Here is a 14,920-nt window from a genome sequence, read left to right on the forward strand (position 1 = left end):
CTTCGGGAGAGGGACGGGGTGAGGGTACCGACCGCCCCGGGTTCCAACCCGTGTAAATCCCCTCTCCCTCCGGGAGAGGGCCAGGGTGAGGGTCATCACGAGCCCTCCGCGAAATGGGCCCGAGATGACCTGGACCGAGGAATCACTGAGGGCGGAGGGCTTCGAGAACCCGAGGAGAGCGGCCAAGGAGCTATCGACCCTGTCAGGCCCGCTCGGAGCCCACGCGGCGGAGCGGATCCACGAAGCGGCGAAAAGAACCTCGGAGCCGGACGAAGTGGTAGCGGCCTTCGATCGGGTCCGAGAAGGCCTGCAGGGATTAGGAGAACCGACCCTCTCGCGCCTGCTGGACTGGCTACCAGCGGTCTTCCACGCGAGCACGTTCGCGCCGAGGCTGCTGGCGACACGTCCGGGACTGCTGCGCTGGCTGGCGGGCTCACGAACCCTGACACGAGAAAAACCCCGGGAGCACTACCACCGAGAGGCACGGGCGGCGACGCGCCGAATCGGGCCAACCGACGCGGAGGGACTGCACCGCCGCCTGCGCCGCTACAAGTACCGTGAATACCTGCGGCTGATGGTGCGCGACGCGGCGCTGAAAGCACCGATGGCGGAGTTGGGCCGCGAGCACACGGCCTTGGCGGAGGCGCTCATCGGAGCGGCGCTGGCCTGGGCGGAGCGCTCGCTGAGGGCGAAGTACGGCACGCCGGACACGCCGGGCTTCTGCATCCTGGGGATGGGCAAGCTGGGAGGAGAGGATCTCAACTTCAGCTCGGACGTGGATCTCATCTACCTGTACCGGGGAGACGGGCACACGACGGGGGGAACGGCGGGGGCGTTGCCGGGCGTGCAGTACTTCACGAGGCTGGGCGAGGCGGTGACGCAGGCGCTGACGAAGGTGACGGCGGAGGGATTCTGCTACCGGGTGGACCTGAACCTGAGGCCGCAGGGGAGAGCGGGGGCGATGGTCATCTCGCTGCCAGCGGCACTCTCCTACTACGAGACCTTCGGGCGCATGTGGGAGAGGGCGGCGTTCCTCAAGGCGCGGGTGGTGGCGGGGGACGCGGAGCTGGCGAACGAGCTGCTGAGCGACCTGAGCCCGTTCATCTGGCGGAGGAGCCTGGACCTGTCGGCGGTGGACGGGCTGAGGGAGCTCAAGGCGCAGATCGACCTGCGAGGCAAGGCGAGCGCGGACGACGTGAAGCTGGGGCCTGGGGGAATCCGGGAGGTGGAGTTCTTCGTCAACGCGCTCCAGCTGTTGCAGGGAGGAAAGGACGCGACGCTGCGCGAGGCGAGGACGATGCGAGCGCTGCGCAAGCTGGAGCGAGCGGGGTTCGTATCGGGGCCGGACGCGGACGCGCTGGAGGAGGCGTACGTCTTCCTGAGGCGGGTGGAGAACCGGCTGCAGATGCTGGAGGAGCGTCAAACCCAGGCGCTGCCCTCGGGGGAGCGAGAGCGCCGCCGGCTGGCCACGTCGCTGGGCTTCGCGGACTGGAACACCTTCGGCGCCGAGCTGGAGCGGCATCGCCGGTTCGTCCTGGACGCCTTCAACACGCTGCTCGGCCAGACGGCGCGGGACGAGGTGCCCGATGAGCCGCTCCTGGCGCTCGCGCTGGACCCGGACCTGCCGCCGCGGGAGCGGCAGGCGGCGCTGGACAAGCGGGGCTTCGAGAACCCCGAGAGGGCCCTGGCCGAGCTGGAGCGGCTGGCACGCGTCCCCCACTCCCCGTTCGTGGATGGGGGCTCGGGGGTGAAGGCGGTGCGCCTGCTGTCGGAGCTGGCGCAGACTCCGGATCCGGACCAGGCGCTGCTGCACTTCTCGGACTTCCTGGCGCGGCTGCACCAGCCGGAGGGCTACCTGGGGCTGCTGACGAACATGCCCCGGGCGAGCCGGCGCCTCTTCAACCTCTTCGGACAGAGCGACTACCTGTCGCGCATCTTCCTGCGGCACCCGGAGCTGCTGGACGCGCTGGTGCAGGCGCAGCTGGACGAGGCGGTGAAGCCGCCCGAGCGCATCCGTCAGGAGCTGAGCGCGAGGCTGGCCCGGCATCCGGACGCGGAGGCGAAGCACGGGGCGATGCCGCGCTTCAAGAACGAGGAGGTGCTGCGGATCGGGCTCAACGACATCGGCGGAGACCTCACGGTGCCGGAGGTGGCGAGGCAGCTCACGGCGGTGGCGGACGCCATCCTGGACGAGTGCCTCTTCCTGGCGATGGAGGAGCAGCGCGAGCGCTACGGCCTGCCGCTGAACGCGAGTGGCCAGCGCGAGGGGCTGGTGGTGATCGCCATGGGGAAGCTGGGCGGGTACGAGCTGGGCTACCACTCGGATCTGGACCTCATCTTCGTCTACAGCGGCAACGGTCAGGCGGAGACGAGCGGAGGCAACCGCGGCGGCATCACCCACCACGAGTATTTCGCGAAGACGGTGCAGCGGCTCATGACGCTGCTCCAGGTGCAACTGAGAGAGGGGCACCTCTACAAGATCGACGCGAGGCTGAGGCCGTCGGGGAACCAGGGGGCGCTGGTGGTGAGCCAGGACGCCTTCCGCGAGCACCACCAGAAGCGGGCGCAGCTCTGGGAGCGCCAGGCGCTCATCAAGGCCCGCCCGGCGGCGGGAGACGCCACGCACTTCCGGGCGTTGCAGGAGGAGGTGCTCGTCCCGCTCGTCTACGAGCGGCCCCTGCCCCCTGGAGCGGCGGCGGAGATCGACCGGCTGCGCACGCGCATGGAGCGGGAGCTGGCCCACGAGAGCGCGCAACAGCTCAACCCGAAGCTGGGCCAGGGAGGGCTGGTGGACGTGGAGTTCGCCGTCCAGTACCTGCAACTGGTGCACGGCCGGGAGTACCCGCGGGTGCGAAGCACCAACACCCTGGCGGCGCTGGAGGGGCTCCAGGCCGAGGGCCGCCTCTCCCCCGAGGACGCCGAGGTGCTGCGCGAGGGCTACCTCTTCCTGAGGCGGGTGGAGAACCGGCTGCGGCTGGTGCACGCCAGCTCCCTGGCGCACATGCCCACCAGCGGGCGGCCCCTGGCGCAGCTCGCGCGCCGGATGGGAGTGCTGCGTGCCGATCCGGGAGAAACGTTCCTCGCCCGCTATCGAGCCAGCGCGACACGCGTCCGGGACGTGTATGCTCGGGTGCTCCGTGCCTCACGCTGAATCCGGACTCCCTCGCTCGTGCTGCTGAAGCAACGCTTCCAGATCCTCCGGCCCCTCGAAGAGATGGAGATGGCCCTGGTGCGCGCGGCGATGGACTCGCCCTCGCTGCTGGACTCGCGCGAGGAGACCGTGCTGCGCACCGCGCTCTCCCTGGCGCGCCTCTACAAGCTGCGCCACGAGGGACATGATCACTCCGTGGAGACGTGGACCACGCCCTTCCGCGAGGACGTGGCGCGGAGGCTCGGCCCGGTGCTGCTCGGCAAGCGCCGCATCACCCGGGACCAGCTGGTGCCGCACGCACGGGACCTGCGCCACCGCACCCTCCAGGTGCGCGACGAGCTCATCCACCACCTGCGGGGGCAGGTGCCCGAGGAAGTGCTGCACCGCGAGCTCCAGCACAAGTCGCTGGTGGTGGTGGCCGGCGGAGGAGGAGGCTCGGCCTACGTGTACATGGGGGTGATGGCCCTGCTGGACGAGCACGGCCTGAAGCCATCGCTGCTGGCGGGCACCTCCATGGGCGCCATCCTGATGCTGATGCGCTCACGGATGGCGCGCTTCGACCAGTCGGACCTGGTGGGCATCATCCGCAGCCTGTCCTGGCGCAAGCTCTTCCGGTTCATCTCCACGGAGAATCGCTACGGGCTGCCGGCGGCGCTGCGCCTCTTCCTGCGCGCGGGCCTGGGCCGCTACTTCGACGCGGGACCGAACCAGGAGGGCGGGCTGAGGCTGAAGGATCTCCCGGTGCCCATCCTCGTCGCGGTGGGTGGCATCCGGCGGGGCATGCTGCCCAGGCCGCTCGAGTATTACGAGCGCCTGCTGGGCACGAGCCCGGTGAGCCTGTTGAGCCCCACGGGCGTGGCGCGCCGCATCCAGGCGGTGATGGGGACGCTGGCCGAGTTCTTCACCCGTCCGGAGATCATGGTGAAGCTCCACCTGGGGCTGGACGAGAAGACGTCCCACTTCGACGCGATCGACGCGGCGGGCTTCTCCTCGGCGCTGCCCGGTGTCATCCACTACGACGTGCTGCGCGAGGACGCGAACATGCACGGCCTGCTCAACGGGCTCCTGGAGGAGAAGGGCATCTTCCGGCTGATGGATGGGGGACTGGTGGACAACCTCCCGGTGAAGGCGGCCTGGAAGGCGGTGCACCATGGCAACCTCGGCACGCGCAACGCCTTCCTCCTCGCGCTGGATGGCTTCGCGCCCCGGCTCAGCACGCCCTTCTGGCTGCCGCTGCAACGGCTCGCCGCCATGACGGTGGCGCCCAACCTCCCCTACGCCCACCTGGTGAAGTGCTTCGGCCCCACCCTCTCGCCCCTGGAGCTGGTGCCTTCCGTTCAGCTCGCCACCAAGGCCATGCACTTCGGCCGCAAACAGCTCGGCCCGGACATGCCCTTCCTGACGCGGATGCTCTCTCCACTTCCGCACCTTGGCTGATCGGGTTGTTTTGACTTCAAAGGGCCATCTGGAAGAAAACCTCGGGGCCGTCTCCCCTTTCCGACGACGAGGAACCCCGAATGAGCTCGACCTCCGCCAACGTCCTGCGCTCCGATCAGATCTGGCTCGATGGCAAGCTGATCAAATGGGACGAAGGCCAGGTGCACGTGATGACCCACGCCCTGCACTACGGGCTGGGGGTCTTCGAGGGCATCCGGGCCTACCGCACCTACGATGGACGGCTCGCGGTGTTCCGCCTGCGCGAGCACATCGACCGCCTGTTCGACTCGGCGCACATCTGCATGATGAAGCTGCCCTTCACCCCGGAGCAGCTGTCCGAGGCGTGCCTGGAGCTGCTGCGCAAGCAGAAGGACCTGTTCGCCAACGGGGCCTACCTGCGCCCCATCGCCTTCATGGGCGACGGAGCCATGGGCCTGGGCGCCATCAACCCCACCCGCGTGGCCATCACCGCCTGGGACTGGGGCGCGTACCTCGGGGACAAGGGCATCCGCGAGGGCATCCGCGCCAAGGTGAGCTCCTTCACCCGCCTGCACGTGAACGTGAACATGGTGCGCGGGAAGATCTCCGGCCAGTACGTCAACTCCATCCTCGCCAAGCGCGAGGCGGTGCTCGCCGGCTATGACGAGGCCATCCTCCTGGACATCAGCGGCTTCGTCGCCGAGGCCTCCGGGGAGAACATCTTCCTCGTCAACAAGAAGGGCATCATCAAGACCCCTCCCCTCTCCTCGCCCATCCTCGACGGCATCACCCGCGACTCGGTGCTGAAGATCCTCCGGGACTCCGGCCGCTCGGTGGAGGAGGTCACCGTCACCCGCGACGCCCTCTACATCTGCAACGAGGTCTTCTTCACCGGCACGGCGGCGGAGATCACCCCGGTGCGCGAGGTGGACAACCGCACCGTCGGCACGGGCAAGCCCGGCCCCATCACCCAGTATGTGCAGGAGACCTACTTCCGCGCCGTCCGGGGGCAGGAGTCGCGCTACTCCGAGTGGCTCACCTACGTCTGAGCCCCCAGCGGGCAGGGGCTCACGAGACGTGCCGGAAGGGGGGCGGATCGGCTAGAACCAGGGGCCGATGCGTCCCGAGCCCGGTGCCATTCCCAATCCCTTCAACCTCGAGAACCCGGCCATCCTCGACATCGCTCCCTCGGAGCCGAAGTCGTTGGAGGAGACAGGGCTGAAGATCGGCCTGCTGTCGGACATCGCCCTGCGGTACCTGTACTACCAGGGTACCGCCACGGGCATGGACATCGCCCAGGAGCTGCGGCTGCCCTGGCCCGGTGTCATCGAGACGGTGGTGGACTTCCTGGCCGGCGAGAAGCTGGTGGACCTGCGAGGCGGCAAGGGCTTCGGTCGCGCCTCGGTGGACTTCATCCTCTCGGAGAAGGGGCGCGAGTACGCGCGCGGCGCCATCGAGCGCAGCACCTACGTGGGCCCCGCTCCCGTCCCCATCGAGCAGTACAACGCCCTCATCACCGCGCAGACGGAGGAGAGCCCTGTCATCAGCAACGAGGACCTGGTGGTGGGCCTGTCCCACCTCACCGTCTCCGCGGACCTGATGGACAAGCTGGGCCCGGCGGTGAACTCGGGCCGCTCGCTCTTCCTCTACGGCCCTCCGGGCAACGGCAAGACGAGCCTCGCGGAGGCCATCAGCCGCATGTTCGGCGGCGAGGTCTTCATCCCCCACTGCCTGGAGATCGACAACCAGATCATCAAGGTCTTCGACGCCCTCAACCACGTCCCGGTGACGCTCGAGTCCGAGCGGGACGCGGCGGGCCGGCGGCAGACCTTCGAGATGGACAACCGCTGGCAGCTGTGCCGGCGCCCCGCCGTGGTGGTGGGCGGCGAGCTGACGCTGGAGACGTTGGACCTCATCTATTCGCCCACGGCGCGCTTCTACGAGGCCCCGTTCCAGGTGAAGGCCAACGGCGGCATGCTGCTCATCGACGACTTCGGCCGGCAGAAGGTCCACCCGACGGATCTGCTCAACCGGTGGATCGTCCCCCTGGAGAAGCGGATCGACTTCCTCACCCTGCACACGGGCAAGAAGTTCGACATCCCCTTCGACCAGCTGCTCGTCTTCTCCACCAATCTGGATCCCAAGGAGCTGGTGGACGAGGCCTTCCTGCGGCGCATCAAGTACAAGATCGAGGTGACGAACCCCGACGAGGAGACGTACCGGGAGATCTTCGCCCGCGTGTGCGAGGCTGCCGGCATCCCCTACGTGGAGCAGGCCGTCACCTATCTCATCGAGCACTACTACAAGCCCCGGAGCATGCAGATGCGCGCCTGCCACCCTCGGGATCTGGTGCAGCTCATCAAGGACGCGGCGCGTTACCGGCAGATCCCCCCGGCGCTGTCCAAGGACCTGCTCGACCAGGCGTGCGAGGTCTTCCTCGTCAGCCTGTGAGCGGGGAGAGTAGCGTTTTAATTGTCCTAAATGCCTGGAATTTCTACAATCCTCCGCCCGTTGTCCCCGCTGGTCGGGCTCATCACGGTCCGACCCGCCGGTCCTTGCCGTGAGCCGGTGTGAAGGAGCGTCACGTCCGTGAAGGAACGCTACCAAGAGATCGACGAGAAGAACGAAGCGCTGCGCGACTACCTTGGCATCTTCAAGGAGAAGGGTCGCGACTTCCTCGAGAAGTTCGAGATGTCGTGGATCTACCACGACGCGGCGCTCGAAGGGACCGTGTACACGCAGGCGGAGCTGGTGTCGGCGCTGTTCCCGGAACGGGCCAGCATGGACCCGGCGATGATCCCCGTGGTGCTGGAGATCCGCAACCACAAGGCCGCGTGTGACTACCTGCGCGAGGACGCCGCCGCCAACGGCAAGAAGCAGACGCAGATCACGCTGACGACCATCAAGCGCATCCACGATCTGCTGTGTGGCAACACGCCGGAGGCCCAGGCGACGCGCGCCAACATCGAGCGGCGGGAGCGGACGGAGAAGGAGCTGGCCAAGGAGCGCGATCGCAGCGGCTACCGCAAGGACATGCCCCTGCACCGCACCTACTTCCACGAGATCGCCCAGCCGGCGAAGATCCAGCCGCTGCTGGAGAAGCTGGTGGACTACACGGGCAGCGCCGAGTTCCGCGAGTTCCACCCCATCAAGCAGGCGGCGGTGGCGCAGCACAAGTTCATGCAGATCTTCCCCTTCACGGAGAACAGCGGGAAGGTCGGTCGGATGCTCACGAACCTCGTGCTGCTGCGCAACGGCTACATGCCGGCGATCATCCACTCGATCGATCGTCAGCGGTACTACGAGTCCCTGCGGGGCGCCGAGGGGCTGTTCCGCGCGCTGCTGATGGACGCGATCGAGAACTCGCTGGACAACGGTGTGAAGTACTTCAAGGACCTGGGTCGCCGGTACAAGGCCATCAACTAGGCTCCCCCACCCGAGTGGACACCTGGACGAGCGTCGAGGGCTGGAGCTCATCGCCCGGGCGCTGGACGAGGTGCACGAGCGCACGCCGCGCTTCCAGTCACGTCCGTGCCTGGAGGTGACGGCGGGCCATGGCCACTGCCTGGGCTGGCACTTCGAACATCTGGCGGAGGTCCTTCCCGGGTGGGCGATGCGAGCCGCCTGGGCATCCGCCATTTGTTCGCCGCCGGATACGATTTCCTCGGAGGTGGACAAGGGAGCACTCGGGCTCACGCCTTTTCGCCGCCTCGTGAAGGATCCACGCTTCGTCAACACCATTGGAATCCTGGAGACACCTTTCCTCGAGCGTTATCCAGAAGTCATCAGGCTTCTCGAATCGCTGAGCCGGAGGAAGTAAACACCGCACCCATGCCTGCTACACCGACAGCCAACAGCCGCAGATCGACGCCGGGGGGCGTAGAGGGCACGGAGCCCCCGCCACCACGCATCGCGAGCCTGCCGGCCCGTGCCAAGTTGGAACGGCTGCTCCGGGTGGCCAAGGGGCACAAGAAGGCCCTCGTGCTCACCCACGACAATCCGGATCCGGACTCCCTCGCCGCGGCGGTGGCGCTGACGCAACTCTTGAAGGAGCGGGCGGACGTGGAGGAGGCCCGGGTGGGCTACGGCGGCATCATCGGACGGGCGGAGAACCTCGCCTTCGTGAAGGTGCTGCGCCTGCCCGTGGTGCCCATCGCCCAGCTGGACCTGGACGAGTACGACCTGCTGGCGCTGGTGGACACGCAGCCGCCCACGGGCAACCACGCCATTCCGCCGCGGCTGCGGAGCGAGGTGGACATCGTCATCGACCACCACCCGCTGCGCAACGAGAGCCTCGAGGCGCCCTTCGCGGACGTGGGCGGTGACTTCGGAGCCACCTCGACGATGCTGGCGGAGTACCTGCGCGCCGCGCGGTTGGAGCCGTCGGTGGAGGTGGCCACGGCGCTCTTCTACGGGGTGAAGGCGGACACGCGGGATCTGGGACGCGAGACGACCCAGACGGACATCGACACGTACCTGTGGCTGTTCCCGAGGATGGACAAGCAGCTGCTGAGCCAGATCGAGCACCCGGAGCTGCCGGCGCGGTATTTCCAGCTGTACCACACGGCTTTCGAGCGGGCGAAGGTGTACGGGGACACGGCGATCGTGACGGACCTGGAAGAGGTCTACTCGCCGGACATGGTGGCCGAGGTGGCCGAGCGGCTGATGTTCCTGGACGGGATGAAGTGGTCGCTGGCGTACGCGACGTACCACAACCAGCTCTTCCTCTCGTTGAGGGTGAAGGATCGGCGGATGAACGCGGGCCGGCTGATCCGGGAGATCTGCGAGGACTACGGCGGCTCGGCGGGAGGCCACGGCAGCATGGCGGGCGCGAGGATTCCGCTGTCGGGGCGAGCGACCCAGCGCAAGGCGATCAAGCGGGAGCTGGTGCGCCGCTTCCTCGAGGCCTTTGGAGTCGCGGAGGAGCGGCCGGTGGCGCTGCTGTCCGCGCCCTCGCCGTGATCTACTGGGACCACAACGCGGCCGCGCCGGTGCGGCCGGAGGTGGCCACGTTGCTGGCGCGGACCTTCTCCGAGGGAGGCTGGGGCAACGCCTCCAGCGTGCACCGGGGTGGGCGCGAGGCCCGGGGGCGACTGGACGCGGCGCGGGCCCGGGTGGCGCGAGTGCTGGGCTGTGAGCCGAAGGAGGTGTGCTTCACCGGCTCGGGCTCGGAGGCGGACGCGCTGGCGCTGAAGGGCACCTGGCTGGCGCGGAAGGAAACCCGGAGACGGCGCGTGGTGACCTCGGCCATCGAGCATCCCTCGGTGCTGGCGGCGGTGAAGCAGCTGGAGGCCCTGGGCGCGGAGGTGGTGCGGGTGCGGCCGGGACATGACGGCCGGGTGCCACTGGAAGCGATGATGGAGGCGCTGACGCCGGAGACGCTGCTGTGCTCGTTGATGTGGGCGAACAACGAGACGGGCGTGGTGCAGCCGGTGGCGGAGCTGTCGAGGGCGTGCCGGCAGAGGGGAATCCTGTTCCACACGGATGCGGTGCAGGCGGTGGGAAAGCTGCCGACGAACCTGCGCGAGGTGGACGCGGATCTGCTGGCGCTGTCGGCGCACAAGTTCGGAGGCCCGCCAGGAGCGGGGGTGCTGGTGGTGCGCAAGGGCGTGGAGATGCAGGCGCTGACACCGGGGCACCAGGAAGCGGGACTGCGAGGGGGGACACAGAACGTGCCCTACGCGGAGGCGCTGGCGCTGGCGTTGGAACTGGCGAACGAGGAGCAGCCGGCGCACGCGGCGAGGGTGGAGAAGCTGAGGGACACCTTCGAGCGGGAGGTACGCACGCGCATCCCGGACGTGACGGTGAGCGGGGAGGGAGCGCCGCGAGTGCCGAACACGAGCAACCTGTGCTTCCACGGGGCGGACGGAGAGGCACTGCTGATCGCGCTGGATCTGGAAGGTATCTGCGCGTCCTCGGGAGCGGCGTGTGCATCGGGGACGCTGACGCCCTCGCACGTACTGCTGGCGATGGGACTCACGCCGACGCAGGCGCACGGCTCACTGCGCTTCTCCTTGGGGCCGACGACGACGGAGGCGGAGGTGACACGGGTGGTGGAGGCCCTCACCACGCATGTACCGAGGGCCCGAGCCCTGAACCTGGAGTAGCCCGCGAGAGCAACCCGCGAGCAACCCCCCTCTCCCTCCGGGAGAGGGACAGGGTGAGGGTATCGAGCATCCCAGGTTGAACCCGTGTATGCCCCCTCTCCCTCTGGGAGAGGGCTGGGGTGAGGGTCTCCCCTCCCCGTGCATCCACTCCGCCCCAATACCTCCCGAACTCACCACTTCTGCTCAGGGAGCTTCTTCTCGCGGACATCCTCGGGAGCCTGACCATAGCCCGGGATGCCCTCATGGGACTCCTTGGGGGTCGTCTGCCTGCGCTCGTCCTTGCGCTCCGTGTCGGCCTCGCGGGTCTCCTGCGGCTTCTTCTCCTGCTCCGTGGCCATCTCGAATCCTCCCTCGCGCGATGGGCGCGCACCGTCGTACAGGGAAAGATCGGCACGCGGCGGGCAACAGGCATCCCACGGGGAGACAGGCTGGAGAGCGCTGACCCTCACCCCAGCCCTCTCCCAGGGGGAGAGGGAGCGGACACGGATCCAACCCGGGGTCCGAGCGACCCTCACCCCGACCCTCTCCCGGAGGGAGAGGGAGAGGAGGTCCTCACGTCGAGTCGCTGATCCCGAAGAGCCCACGGACCACGGCGGCGATGGCCAACGGGGTGCCCACGCGCTCGTCGTAGTGGGGCGCCAGGGCCTCGGCGAAGGCCTCGGCCGAGGGGAACCGGTCCTCGGGATTCACCGCGAAGCCCTTGTGGATGATCTCGTCCAGGGCTTCGGGGATCTCCGGGCGGATGAGGCTCGGCGGCAGGTAATCCCGGTAGACGATCTTCGTGAAGACCTCTTCCGGAGTGGAACCCGTGAAGGGCCGCTGCAGCGTCAGCAGCTCGTACAGCACGACGGTGGCGGCCCACAGGTCCACCGACGGATCGATGGCGCCCTGCAGGGCCTCGGGAGACAGATAGTAGGGCTTGCCGAGCACCTCGCCGCCCTGGAGCACCCCATCCACGCGCAGGCGGGCCACGCCGAAGTCACCCAGCTTGATGTCGCCCAGCCGGGAGATGAACAGGTTCGAGGGCGAGATGTCGCAGTGGACGATGCCCAGGGGCTCGCCGCCGGGGCCCGTAGCGGAGTGGGCGTAGCTCAGGGCCTGGAGCAGCACGCGGCCCAGGTAGACGGCGAAATCCAGGGGCAGGTAGATGCCGCGGTGCTTGCAGCGGCGGAGGATGTGCCCGAGGTCCCGGCCATCCACCAGCTCCATGACGATGAAGTACTGGCCCTCCACCAGCCCCACGTCGAGCACCTGGACGATGTTGGGATGATCCAGCTGCTTGGTGAGGCGGGCCTCGGCGGCGAAGAGGGAGACGGAGGCGGGATCCTTGGTGAGGGCGGGCAGCAGCCGCTTGACGGCGACGGTCCAGCCCTGACGGGGACCGGCGCGAACGCGCGCCCGGAAGACCTCGGCCATTCCGCCCTTGCCGAGCTGTGACAGGATTTCGTAGGGGCCGAGGATGCGGGGAATCCGCGGCGTGGGAGAAGTGCTCACGCGCTCAGGGTCCCGTGTGTGGCCGCCGTCCGGCGGGCGACTTGTAGTTCTGGATGGCCTGGTTGGTGAGACCCAGGTACTCGGGCTCCGAGCCCAGGAACCGATCCAGCTCGACATCCTGGAACGAGCCCTCGGGGATGGCGAAGCCCAGCTTCACCGCCTGCCTCAAGGAGTCCATGGCCTTCCGCTTGTCACCGAGCCGGCTGTGGGCGCAGGCCAGGTGGTAGTGGATGCTCGGCTCGCGCGTGTTGAGGACGCGGGCCCTGTCCAGGGCCTCCACGGCATCACGCGCCTGACCGCGCATCAGTTGGGCGGTGCCCAGCCCGAAGAAGGCCACCCAGTTGCGGTCGTCCTGGGTGATGCTTCGCTCGAACTCGGTCGCCGAGCCGCTCCAGTCCTTGGCCCCCAGCAGCCGGGTGCCCTTCTCCAGCGACTCCTTGGCGGCCACGGGGTCGCGCTTCTCCGTGCGCAGGCGCGCCAGGGACGAGCCCCCCTCGCGCACCACGCCCACGGCGGGCGCCTCCGCCTCCTCCGCCAGGGCCGGCTGCAACACCAACAGGCCCCCCGGACCCAGCTCCGGCGCCTGACACCCCTGGCGCGGCCGCACGTAGGCCGTCAGCGTCCCATCCGACGGGGCGTAGAAGGCGAGCACGGGCAACCGGTCCACCGCGGGGCACGCGTTCCCCGTCAGGCACAGGGTGAGCTCTCCCACCAGCACGTTGCCCTGGAACTCGCCCTCCAACACCGGCCGCCGGGGCTCGAAGCCACAGGCCCCACCCTCCCCGGCCGTGTAGGCGACCAACCGCTCGCGCACCAGGCTCAGCTCCACCCGGCCCCAGAGGTCCGCCTGGTAGCTGCCCGAGGGGCGGCCCTCCGCCCACGCGGCACCAGGGGCCACGGCGACGAGGACCGCGAGGCCGATTGTTCTGAACACGGACGCCATGGGTGGGAGCGCCTCCATCATAGGAGTCGCCCGGCTGAGTTGTAAACGCACACCGATGGCTTGACCCATCCGCCCCACGTTCTTATCATTCCCTCAGCAACTCCTGGGGTTTCCCCAGGAGTTTCAAGGATTTGCCGTAACGAAAGGTTTGTTGAAGGGCTGTCCCCTGCGGGGCGCGTGATGCCCAGCAGAAATTCGAACCGATACGTCCATCACGGGGTCCGTTTCGAGTCCCATGTGCAAGCCCTCCCCTCGCGGGATGAGGGAAGCCTACGGGTCCACGACTTCGAACCCCACCTGGCTTTTTAGGGTTCAATGGACGCTAGGCACACGGCCATACGGCGGGGGACTTTTTTCTTACTCTTGGCGGGGAGCGGGGCAGGTGGCGAGCGAGACGGTGGCGCAAGAGGGGGCTGCTCGGAAGGTGTCGCTGCGCGAGGAGTTGACGGCGCGGCGCAAGGCGATGACGCCGGACATCATCGACGAGCGCGGGTTGAAGGTTCAGGCCCGATTCCTGGCAACGCCCTATTACCAAAAGGCGAGGACGGTGGCCCTCTACGCCCCCATTCGGGGTGAGGTGCCCACGCGGGACATCCTGATCGCGGCGCTGCAGGACGAGAAGATCGTCTGCTACCCGCTGTCCCACGTCCATGGACGCATCCTGTCCTTCCGGGCCATCAAGTCCGAAGCGGAGCTGGAGCCTGGCAGGCTCGGAGTACGCGAGCCCACCAACTCCGCCGAGCTCATCCCGGTGGACCAGATCGATCTGTTCGTGGTGCCCGGACTGGGCTTCACACGAGATGGCAAGCGGCTGGGACGTGGCGGCGGGTATTACGACGCCACGCTCCGGGCGGCCTCGGCGCGCAGCCGCCGGGTGGGACTGGCCTTCGGAGATCAGGTCGTCGACACCATGCCGACAACCAGTGAGGACGTGGACATGGACCTCGTCGTCACCGAGTCGGAGACACTGCGCGGGCTGTACCGCGACTGGGACTTCGTCGACACGTGAAAGTACTCTTCATGGGTGATGTGGTGGGCCGGCCAGGGCTCCTGGCCGTGCGTACCCTTCTGCCCAAGCTCATCGCGCGCCACTCGGTGGATCTGGTCGTCGCCAACGCGGAGAACAGCGAAGGCGGCGCCGGCATCTCCCCCGAGTCGGCCGAGGCGCTGCTCGGCAGTGAGGTCAACCTCCTGACGAGCGGCAACCATTTCTGGACCAAGAAGCAGATCCTCCCCTGGGTGGAGGACAACCCCAACCTGCTGTTGCGCCCGGCCAACTATCCCAAGGGCGCGCCGGGCAAGGGGCACACCGTCATCCAGACGCCGGACGGGCGCAAGCTCGGGGTGCTCAACCTCGAGGGCCGCGTCTTCATGAAGCCGCTGGACAACCCGTTCACGGTGGCGCTGGAGCTGGTGGCCGAGCTGCGCAAGCAGACGCCCTGCATCCTGGTGGACATGCACTGCGAGGCCACCAGCGAGAAGAACGCCATGGGCGCGCACCTGGACGGCAAGGTGTCCGCCGTGGTGGGCACCCACACGCACGTGCAGACGGCCGACGAGCGCATCCTCCCGGGTGGCACGGCCTTCATCACCGACGTGGGCATGTGTGGCCCGCTGGACTCCGTCATCGGCGTGAAGAAGGAGCTCTCCATCGAGCGCTTCATCACCCTGCGCCACACCCCCTACGAGGTGGCCAAGAACCTGGTGTACCTGCAGGGCGTGGTCATCGACCTGGATGACAAGACGGGCAAGGCGCGGAGCATCGAGCGCGTCCGCGAGCACCTGCCGGGCACGTAAAGCCGCGTTTCC

The 14,920-nt window shown here is 68.2% G+C and carries 12 protein-coding genes and 1 other RNA gene; 10 read left to right on the forward strand and 3 right to left on the reverse strand.

Going from position 1 to position 14,920, the window contains the following annotated elements; translation table 11 throughout:
• Nucleotides 1–124: 124 nt before the first annotated feature.
• The 7 genes from glnE to JRI60_RS32825 all read left to right on the forward strand — a co-directional run bounded on the left by glnE (nucleotide 125) and on the right by JRI60_RS32825 (nucleotide 10,674).
• Nucleotides 125–3,151 carry a bifunctional [glutamate--ammonia ligase]-adenylyl-L-tyrosine phosphorylase/[glutamate--ammonia-ligase] adenylyltransferase gene (gene glnE, locus JRI60_RS32795; RefSeq protein ID WP_204219867.1) on the forward strand — a complete coding sequence of 1,009 codons (3,027 nt, stop codon included), beginning with the start codon at nucleotides 125–127 and terminating at the stop codon, nucleotides 3,149–3,151.
• Between the two features lie 18 nt (nucleotides 3,152–3,169).
• Nucleotides 3,170–4,588, forward strand: a complete 1,419-nt coding sequence (locus JRI60_RS32800; RefSeq protein WP_239469842.1) for a patatin-like phospholipase family protein — start codon at nucleotides 3,170–3,172, stop codon at nucleotides 4,586–4,588.
• A gap of 80 nt (nucleotides 4,589–4,668) precedes the next feature.
• Complete coding sequence (locus JRI60_RS32805) at nucleotides 4,669–5,616, forward strand: branched-chain amino acid transaminase (protein ID WP_204219868.1); 948 nt, start codon at nucleotides 4,669–4,671, stop codon at nucleotides 5,614–5,616.
• 67 nt (nucleotides 5,617–5,683) lie between these two features.
• Nucleotides 5,684–7,018, forward strand: coding sequence for an AAA family ATPase (locus JRI60_RS32810; RefSeq protein ID WP_204219869.1), 1,335 nt, complete (start codon nucleotides 5,684–5,686; stop codon nucleotides 7,016–7,018).
• Nucleotides 7,019–7,156: 138 nt separating this feature from the next.
• Nucleotides 7,157–7,993, forward strand: a complete 837-nt coding sequence (locus JRI60_RS32815; RefSeq protein ID WP_204219870.1) for a Fic family protein — start codon at nucleotides 7,157–7,159, stop codon at nucleotides 7,991–7,993.
• A 405-nt stretch (nucleotides 7,994–8,398) separates the two neighbouring features.
• The gene (locus JRI60_RS32820; RefSeq protein WP_204219871.1) at nucleotides 8,399–9,529 is read left to right on the forward strand and encodes a DHH family phosphoesterase; all 1,131 of its coding nucleotides are present in this window, start codon (nucleotides 8,399–8,401) and stop codon (nucleotides 9,527–9,529) included.
• Nucleotides 9,526–10,674: a cysteine desulfurase family protein gene (locus JRI60_RS32825; protein WP_204219872.1), complete on the forward strand. Its 1,149-nt coding sequence runs from the start codon at nucleotides 9,526–9,528 to the stop codon at nucleotides 10,672–10,674. The genes JRI60_RS32820 and JRI60_RS32825 overlap by 4 nt, the downstream gene beginning before the upstream one ends.
• 170 nt (nucleotides 10,675–10,844) lie before the next feature.
• Here the strand turns inward: JRI60_RS32825 and JRI60_RS32830 are convergent, their stop codons facing one another.
• The 3 genes from JRI60_RS32830 to JRI60_RS32840 all read right to left on the reverse strand — a co-directional run bounded on the left by JRI60_RS32830 (nucleotide 10,845) and on the right by JRI60_RS32840 (nucleotide 13,111).
• Nucleotides 10,845–11,012, reverse strand: a complete 168-nt coding sequence (locus JRI60_RS32830; RefSeq protein WP_204219873.1) for a hypothetical protein — start codon at nucleotides 11,010–11,012, stop codon at nucleotides 10,845–10,847.
• Nucleotides 11,013–11,226: 214 nt separating this feature from the next.
• Nucleotides 11,227–12,168, reverse strand: a complete 942-nt coding sequence (locus tag JRI60_RS32835; RefSeq protein WP_239469843.1) for a serine/threonine-protein kinase — start codon at nucleotides 12,166–12,168, stop codon at nucleotides 11,227–11,229.
• A 4-nt stretch (nucleotides 12,169–12,172) separates the two neighbouring features.
• Nucleotides 12,173–13,111: a tetratricopeptide repeat protein gene (locus JRI60_RS32840; RefSeq protein ID WP_204219875.1), complete on the reverse strand. Its 939-nt coding sequence runs from the start codon at nucleotides 13,109–13,111 to the stop codon at nucleotides 12,173–12,175.
• 160 nt (nucleotides 13,112–13,271) lie between these two features.
• On the opposite strand from JRI60_RS32840, the gene ssrS reads away from it, so the two are divergent.
• The 3 genes from ssrS (at nucleotide 13,272) to JRI60_RS32855 (ending at nucleotide 14,908) form a co-directional block, all read left to right on the forward strand.
• Nucleotides 13,272–13,463: non-coding RNA, 6S RNA (gene ssrS, locus JRI60_RS32845), on the forward strand.
• A gap of 30 nt (nucleotides 13,464–13,493) precedes the next feature.
• Complete coding sequence (locus tag JRI60_RS32850) at nucleotides 13,494–14,120, forward strand: 5-formyltetrahydrofolate cyclo-ligase (protein ID WP_204219876.1); 627 nt, start codon at nucleotides 13,494–13,496, stop codon at nucleotides 14,118–14,120.
• The gene (locus JRI60_RS32855; RefSeq protein WP_204219877.1) at nucleotides 14,117–14,908 is read left to right on the forward strand and encodes a TIGR00282 family metallophosphoesterase; all 792 of its coding nucleotides are present in this window, start codon (nucleotides 14,117–14,119) and stop codon (nucleotides 14,906–14,908) included. The genes JRI60_RS32850 and JRI60_RS32855 overlap by 4 nt, the downstream gene beginning before the upstream one ends.
• Nucleotides 14,909–14,920 lie beyond the last annotated feature (12 nt).

The organism is Archangium violaceum, assembly GCF_016887565.1.
GTDB lineage: Bacteria > Myxococcota > Myxococcia > Myxococcales > Myxococcaceae > Archangium > Archangium violaceum_B.

Bases quoted from the DNA above. Each gene is read 5' to 3' on its own strand.
- glnE (WP_204219867.1), top strand. From the start codon at position 125: ATGACCTGGACCGAGGAATCACTGAGGGCGGAGGGCTTCGAGAACCCG.
- JRI60_RS32805 (WP_204219868.1), top strand. From the start codon at position 4,669: ATGAGCTCGACCTCCGCCAACGTCCTGCGCTCCGATCAGATCTGGCTC.
- JRI60_RS32810 (WP_204219869.1), top strand. From the start codon at position 5,684: ATGCGTCCCGAGCCCGGTGCCATTCCCAATCCCTTCAACCTCGAGAAC.
- JRI60_RS32820 (WP_204219871.1), top strand. From the start codon at position 8,399: ATGCCTGCTACACCGACAGCCAACAGCCGCAGATCGACGCCGGGGGGC.
- JRI60_RS32830 (WP_204219873.1), bottom strand. From the start codon at position 11,012: ATGGCCACGGAGCAGGAGAAGAAGCCGCAGGAGACCCGCGAGGCCGAC.
- JRI60_RS32840 (WP_204219875.1), bottom strand. From the start codon at position 13,111: ATGGCGTCCGTGTTCAGAACAATCGGCCTCGCGGTCCTCGTCGCCGTG.